Genomic DNA, 6,821 nt, shown 5'->3' on the forward strand with positions numbered 1-6,821 from the left:
GATGGCCTCCCACCACCAGAGTCAGGATGAGGACACGAGGGTTGCCTTGGCGATGTGCTTCGCAACGTCGTACGCCCACATCTGCTCCATCGATATCCCTCTCTGTTTTCGGCGGGTTGATTGAGAGCCAGTCCGGCAGGTTGAACGGGAGCCATTAGTGACCTTGTGAACTCTTGCGTAGCTTCTATCGGGTTCACTCGAACGTCTGTGACGTGTGGATTGGCCAGCTGGCAGGTGACCATTCGCGTGCGCCGAGCACCCGCACATCCTCAGCATCCGGTTGAGGGGCCTCAGTTCGGCGAGGCGATGGTGCTGACTGCCTACGGGGGCAGGGATTCAAGCCAAGCGGCGACATTCAGCGACCCTCGCAAGTTCCCCTGAAACACTCCGGATTTGTCTCGGCGAGCGTGCGACGGATGCGCACGGCTTCCTGGATCGCAGCCAGACCCTCCTCCCGCCGCCCGACCTCCCCCAGCCAGAGGGCGAGGTTGTTCAAGGACATGGCAGGCACTGCCACGTTGGCGGGCGGCGTGGGAGGATCCTCGACGTTGATCACGCTGGAGGGGGATCGTCCGTGGTGAGCGCGTTGCCGTCGTATAAGGGGCACGGGTACCCGGTCGAGGTCATCTCCCACTGCGTGTGGCTGTACTTCCGCTTTCCGCTCAGCTTCCGTGAGGTGGAGGAGCTGATGCTCCGGCGCGGTGTCATTCCGCCTGGGGGCCCTTCTGGCCCTGGGCGACGTCGAACGTCACGACCTGACCCTCCTGGAGCTCACGTAAGCCCGAGGAGTTGATCGCCGAGCAGTGAGCGAAGACGTCCGCGCTGCCACCGTCCTGAGCGATGAAGCCGAAGCCCTAAACGTCAACACCGAAGGGGTGGGCAGAGGGAACTTCCGAACCACGACAACTCACCGGGACGGTACGCGGCCGCACACTCCGTCACCAGAGGAATTGCCTGCATCTGTGCGCGGTGCCCGCCGATGTCCGGCGGGCGCGCACCGCCTCAGTCCTCGGTCGGCGGCCCTGCCGATTCGGCGGCGCGGCGGTACTCGGCGTTGATGCGCTGCGCCTCTTCCAGCTGGTCTTCCAGGACGACGATGCGACAGGCGGCCTCGATGGACGTGCCCTGGTCGACCAGTTCGCGGGCGCGGGCGGCGATGCGCAGTTGGTAGCGGGAGTAGCGGCGGTGGCCGCCCTCCGAGCGCAGGGGGGTGATCAGGCGGGCTTCGCCGATGGCGCGGAGGAAGCCCTGGGTGGTGCCGAGCACCTCGGCGGCCCGGCCCATCGTGTAGGCGGGGTAGTCGTCATCGTCAAGCCGGCCGTACGAGTCGTCTGCTGTCACTTGCACCTCTCTTGTGGAACGCATGGAGGGGCCCTGGTGCCGTACGGCACCAGGGCCCCGAAGGAACTACTACACCACCTGCCGGCCCTGATACTGCACCGGCATTCTGTGTCCGCAGACCCGGCCTGGCTGCTGTCGGGAGTGCGGGGATCGCGGTTGCTTGACCGGAGACCACCTCACTATCGATGTCCTGCGGTACCCGGGCTCAATGCTCCGGCCCGGGCGATCCTGATGGCGCGGGCTCCTCCGTTCTTCCCTCGGTGATCAACTACCTACCATGGGGCACTGCGTACTGCTGGTACTGCACTACTGCGTACTGCTGGTGATGCGAACTGCTCAGCGGCCTGTGACAGCGCCGCTCTCCGGCAGCCAGCCCCGTTGCCCTTCCTGCGTCTGCTCTGGCTTGGAACCCCACTGCCGAACTTCCCGGTGCGCGCGTCCGCAGCCGACGCCTTCACCGAGGTACCGCTCAGTCACTTCACTGCTGGATACTGCGAACTGCACTCACGGGTACCGCAACTTCCATGACAGCGGTCCCGCTTTGGCGGCCCCTCACTGCGGGCCACCCGGTCCGGCCGTCAGCCCCGTCGCCGTCCTGCAACAACCCTGGCTTCGAAACTCCACTGCCGCACCGTCCTGCAACTACATGTACTACCGGCAGTTCTTCTCTGCCAGGCCCTGCTGTCTCTCTGGGTTACGAGAGTAACCATAACCACGCCACCACTCAATGTCTACTCTGGCCAATAGAGATTTTTGTGTGTCTCGTGAGGAGGTAATCGACCTCGCCGGAGGCTTCGGCTGGCCCGTGGTCAACCGACTCGCGAGAGCGGCCGGGGTCACCCGCCGGGCTTCTGACGGGAAGACGGGCACTGCTCTTCTCGCTCGGTAGCACGAGCGGTCAAGGGGACGAGACGACCCGTGAATAGGATCGGCTCTCATGTCGAAGCCTGACGAGCTGCTCGTTGACGTCGCCACGCTGGTGGAGTCCGGGCACAGCAATCAGATGTCCCTGACCGTGGTCACCGGTGGTGCTGTCATCACCGGCCGACTGGCGCCCGAAGCCGTGTGGAGGCAACGGGTGTCGGAGGTCCTGACGGACTCGTCCCGTCTGGGCGAGTTCTCCGCCATGTTCACCGCTACGACGCGGGGGGGAGGGGCCGCCCGCGTATCTGCACTTCCATATGGCACGGATCCTTCAGGGCACGGTGGGGATCCCGGAGACGGGTGGGATGTACCGCGTCTCGATCGCGGATGTCAGCGCCTGGACCATGGGCGACTTCAGCTACTCCGATCACTGACGTCGCGCCGCGCAGAGAAACTCACCAGTACGCGGGAGGGCCCGACCAGCGTGTGCCGGTCGGGCCCTCTTGGCTGTTCGATTGTCAGCTCGCGCTTCCCATCAGCCAAACGGTCAGACAGTCAGACGGCCACCGGGACGCCGAGCATCGCGGAGGCGTGCTGGAGCGGGCTGAGGGTGCGGGTGGGCGCGGCGGCCTGGGGAAGGCTGCGGCAGGTGAAGCCGAGCTTGGTCATGGCCCGGAGGACTTCGTCGGCGCTGAAGTCGCGGCGGTCCTGGCGGGTGATGACCTCGCCGACCTGCTTGACGGGGTAGGCGCGGCGGCCGATGGTCACGGACTCGCCGACGACCTCCTCGGGCTTGACGCCCTTCATGGAGTCCAGGACGCCGCTCCTGGTGAGTTCGAACGGGAAGCGGGCGATAACACAGCGCACGATGCCTCACAGGGATCACAGAGAGAGGAAGGAGATTGTTCCGCCGTGGTGAGACGGTTCAGAGGGCCAGGGCGAGGACGCCCGACGCGCTGTCCTGTTCGTCCACGGCGGACGGGGTAGCGGGCCGGCGGTGGTGCGTGGCGTGCTCGGCCATCATGGTGGCGGGCGCGGTGCGCGGCCCGCGGTCGCTGAGGATGTCGCGCAGCTGGAGCCGGTCCGTGTAGGCGGGGCCGTCGCGGACGGTGGTGAGCTGGGCCTGGGTGACCAGTCCGGTGCACAGACCGTCGTTGTCGCAGACCCTCAGGTGTCCGGTCCTGGCGCTGGCCATGACGGACAGGGCGACCTCGACGGTCATGTCGTCGCAGACCTGTGGCCCGGCCGTGTTCATGGTGTCGAGCGCCGTCCTGGGCACGGGGTCGACGTTCGCCGAGTGGGGCTGCATCTGGACCAGCGTCACAATGTGCCTCCTGCAGAGATGGGTCAGCTTCCGGATCACGCGGTGCTCAGGCCGCCGCGTCGAAGGCGGACTGTCGCCCGCTCACGCGCCGGGCAGCCGTGGCGGGGCTGCGGCGGCCGCGGGAGGCCGTGCCGCGCTTGTGTCGCTCGGGTGCCGGCGCGGTGATCGTCACGGGGATGCCGGAGGGGGTCCGGGCGCCGGTGATCCGGCGGAGTGCTTCCTCGCCGGAGCGGACCTGGGTGGTCCGGGGCACGATGCCGGCGGCCGCCATGAGGCGCGTCATGTCGCGGCGCTGGTTGTTGGTGACCAGTGTGACGACCTTGCCGGACTCGCCGGCCCGCGCGGTACGGCCGCCGCGGTGGAGGTAGTCCTTGTGGTCGGTCGGCGGGTCCACGTTCACGACGAGGTCGAGGTGGTCGACGTGAATGCCGCGCGCCGCGACGTTCGTCGCGACCAGGACGGTGACGTGCCCTGTCTTGAACTGGGCGAGGGTGCGGGTGCGCTGCGGCTGTGACTTACCGCCGTGGAGAGCGGCAGCCCGGACACCACTGGTGAGGAGGTCCTGGGTGAGGCGGTCCACGGCGTGCTTGGTGTCCAGGAACATGATCACCCGGCCGTCGCGCGCCGCGATCTCCGTCGTCAGCCGGTGCTTGTCGGCACCGTGCACGTGCAGGACGTGATGTTCCATCGTGGTGACCGCACCCTGGGATGGGTCCACGGAGTGAACGACGGGGTCGGTGAGGTAGCGACGGACCAGAAGGTCGACGTTACGGTCCAGGGTCGCGGAGAACAGCATGCGCTGGCCCTCGGGGCGGACATGGTCCAGGAGCGCGGTGACCTGCGGCATGAAGCCCATGTCGGCCATCTGGTCGGCCTCGTCCAGGACAGTGGTCGCGACCTGGTCCAGCCGGCAGTCACCGCGGTCGATGAGGTCCTTGAGGCGACCGGGGGTGGCCACGACGACTTCGGTGCCGCCCCGCAGTGCATTCGCCTGCCGGCCGATCGGAATCCCGCCGACGACAGTGGCCAGGCGCAGCTTCACAGCGCGGGCGTAAGGGGTGAGGGCATCGGTGACCTGCTGAGCGAGTTCTCGGGTGGGAACCAGAACCAGGGCCAGCGGCTGACGGGGCACGGCGCGCCGCCCGGCGGTGCGGGCCAGCACGGCCAGGCCGAAGGCGAGAGTCTTGCCGGAGCCGGTCCGGCCGCGGCCCAGGACATCACGGCCCGCCAGAGAGTTCGGCAGCGTCGCGCCCTGGATCGGAAACGGCGTGGTCACGCCCTGCGCGGTGAGCGCGGCCAGCAGGCTCCTCGGCATGTCGAGATCGCTGAACACCTCGACTGCCGGCAGCGCCGGAGTGATCGTCTCCGGCAGGGCGAACTCTCCCTGCATCGCGGCGGGCCGCCGGCCACCCGAACGGCTCGGACCTGATGAACCGTTCGGACCTGCCGAACGGTTCGGACCTGCCGAACGGTTCGGACCTGCCGAACGGTTCGGGGCGGACGAACCGAAGCGACTGCCCCGAATCGAACCAGCAGTGGAGTCGTACCCGTGGCCGCCGTTGCGGCGGGCACGGGAGGAACGGCTGTTCGTGCGTGTGGGGTTCATGCAGAACCTTCCTTGTACGGCGCGTATCAAGGAATTCCGCAGCGTAAGAGCAGCGCGGGGAATCACAGGCACGGACCGAATGGAATGCGAACGTGGCCCACGGGAAATCCGTGTCGGCGTACGCAAAAATGGGAGATGGCGTGCGAAAAGAATCCGGTGCATCGCCGGGCGCGGCTCCGAGGAGCCTGCGTGCCTCAATATTTTGTTCCCGCAGACGAACCGCTGCGGAAATGCGTGCAGCTGGGGCCCGCACCCCGAGGGATGCGGGCCCCAGCTACGAAATGCGCGCCGACGTCAGGCGGAAACGATGTTCTCAGCCGTCGGGCCCTTCTGGCCCTGCGCGATGTCGAAGCTGACCTTCTGACCTTCCTGCAGTTCACGGAAGCCCTGGGCGGCGATGTTCGAGAAGTGGGCAAACACGTCAGCGCCGCCACCATCCTGCTCGATGAAGCCGAAACCCTTTTCTGCGTTGAACCACTTCACGGTGCCAGTAGCCATGTCATATCTCCTTTGGGCAGTACATCGGAATCCGTACTGTACGGAAACCGTGTCGCCGCGATGATGCCCTGCCCGGAAAATGACCGGAAATACAAAGCGCTTCTCTGTGGCATCGAAGCCGACCAGAGGCGCTTGAAGTTTTTGGGTACCAAAACTGCAACCGAGTCCGACAGTAGCACGCCGTGGAGGATTGTGTGCGTCAAATATTTCCCCGTGCGTGCTGCGGCAGAAACTCTCCCAGTAAGGGCCGTTAAATTCTGAGGCCGCCGGCACAGGTATTCATTTACCTCGAGTGCAGCGTTTTCGAAAGCAAGGAGGCCAATCGGCTGCGACGTCTGCAGTCCATCGGAAACTGCGCCTGCGGGTCGGGGCCCCCGGGGCGCCCTCCCGGCAGGGTTGAGCGTCCAGAGCAGGGCGCCCGTCTCGGCCTCGTAGCCGTACGTCCAGGTGTACGTGCCAGCAGTGCTGCCGGCCTGTGACGGAACAGCGACCGTGGTGGAGGTGGGCTGGTAACGGTCGTTGAACTCGTCGGTGCCGTGGTGTAGGCGGCACCGTCGACATTGCGCGTGCTGCTGGTCAACTGACGGCACTGTCACGTTGACTGATCGGGTGAAATGATCTTCGGGTTGATCACGGTGGAGAGGGTTGTCCGTGGGCAATACGCCGCCGTTGTACAAGGGGCACCGGTACCCGGTGGAGATCATCGCGCACTGTGCGTGGCTGTACTTCCGCTTCCCGCTCAGCTTCCGTGAGGTCGAGGAGCTGATGCTCGAGCGCGGTGTCATCGTGTCCCACGAGACCGTCCGCCGCTGGTGGGCGAAGTTCGGGCAGTCCTATGCCAACGCGCTGCGCCGCCGGCGTGTGCAGCCGGGCGACAAGTGGCACCTGGACGAGGTCTTCATCAAGATCAACGCAGAGCGGAAGTACCTGTGGCGGGCCGTCGACGCTGACGGCACCGAGCTCGACATCCTGGTCCAGAACCGGCGGGACAAAGCCACAGCCCGGCGCTTCTTCCGCCGCCTGCTGAAGACGACCCGCTCAGTGCCACGGGTGATCGTCACCGACAGACTCCGCTCCTACGGCGCGGCCCACCGCGAGGTGATGCCCTCGGTCGAGCACCGCTCCCACAAGGGCCTCAACAACCGGGCCGAGAACAGCCACCAGCCAACCCGACAGCCCGAACGCCGC

The 6,821-nt window shown here is 66.5% G+C and carries 7 protein-coding genes and 2 pseudogenes; 3 read left to right on the forward strand and 6 right to left on the reverse strand.

Annotated features, from left to right (window positions below; all coding sequences use genetic code 11):
* Positions 1–574: 574 nt before the first annotated feature.
* Positions 575–706, forward strand: a pseudogene (locus tag BT364_RS43720) (IS6 family transposase); the annotation flags it as partial.
* Here BT364_RS43720 and BT364_RS36275 read toward each other — a convergent pair.
* Both BT364_RS36275 and BT364_RS36280 read right to left on the reverse strand, forming a co-directional pair.
* Positions 705–842: a cold shock domain-containing protein gene (locus BT364_RS36275; protein ID WP_072489440.1), complete on the reverse strand. Its 138-nt coding sequence runs from the start codon at positions 840–842 to the stop codon at positions 705–707. The pseudogene BT364_RS43720 and the gene BT364_RS36275 sit on opposite strands and share 2 nt — an antisense overlap.
* Before the next feature lie 160 nt (positions 843–1,002).
* Positions 1,003–1,341, reverse strand: a complete 339-nt coding sequence (locus BT364_RS36280; RefSeq protein WP_072489435.1) for a MerR family transcriptional regulator — start codon at positions 1,339–1,341, stop codon at positions 1,003–1,005.
* A gap of 937 nt (positions 1,342–2,278) precedes the next feature.
* Here BT364_RS36280 and BT364_RS36290 point away from each other — a divergent pair.
* A pseudogene (locus BT364_RS36290) lies at positions 2,279–2,639 on the forward strand (hypothetical protein).
* Positions 2,640–2,760: 121 nt separating this feature from the next.
* Here BT364_RS36290 and BT364_RS36295 read toward each other — a convergent pair.
* The 4 genes from BT364_RS36295 to BT364_RS36310 form a co-directional block, all read right to left on the reverse strand.
* On the reverse strand, positions 2,761–3,072 hold the full coding sequence (locus BT364_RS36295) for an SCO5918 family protein (RefSeq protein ID WP_072489436.1): 312 nt from the start codon (positions 3,070–3,072) through the stop codon (positions 2,761–2,763).
* 58 nt (positions 3,073–3,130) lie between these two features.
* Positions 3,131–3,529: a CBS domain-containing protein gene (locus tag BT364_RS36300; RefSeq protein ID WP_072489437.1), complete on the reverse strand. Its 399-nt coding sequence runs from the start codon at positions 3,527–3,529 to the stop codon at positions 3,131–3,133.
* 46 nt (positions 3,530–3,575) lie between these two features.
* Entirely contained in the window at positions 3,576–5,135 is a 1,560-nt protein-coding gene (locus tag BT364_RS36305) for a DEAD/DEAH box helicase (protein ID WP_072489438.1), read from the reverse strand.
* A 294-nt stretch (positions 5,136–5,429) separates the two neighbouring features.
* Entirely contained in the window at positions 5,430–5,633 is a 204-nt protein-coding gene (locus BT364_RS36310; protein WP_072489439.1) for a cold-shock protein, read from the reverse strand.
* Between the two features lie 651 nt (positions 5,634–6,284).
* On the opposite strand from BT364_RS36310, the gene BT364_RS36315 reads away from it, so the two are divergent.
* Positions 6,285–6,821: IS6 family transposase (locus BT364_RS36315; protein ID WP_072489441.1), on the forward strand; the 537-nt coding region annotated here is incomplete at its 3' end.

This window comes from Streptomyces atratus, from assembly GCF_900119365.1.
Taxonomy (GTDB): Bacteria; Actinomycetota; Actinomycetes; order Streptomycetales; family Streptomycetaceae; genus Streptomyces; species Streptomyces atratus_B.

Coding starts and splice junctions, on each gene's coding strand:
- BT364_RS36305 (WP_072489438.1), bottom strand. CDS start 5,135: ATGAACCCCACACGCACGAACAGCCGTTCCTCCCGTGCCCGCCGCAAC.
- BT364_RS36310 (WP_072489439.1), bottom strand. CDS start 5,633: ATGGCTACTGGCACCGTGAAGTGGTTCAACGCAGAAAAGGGTTTCGGC.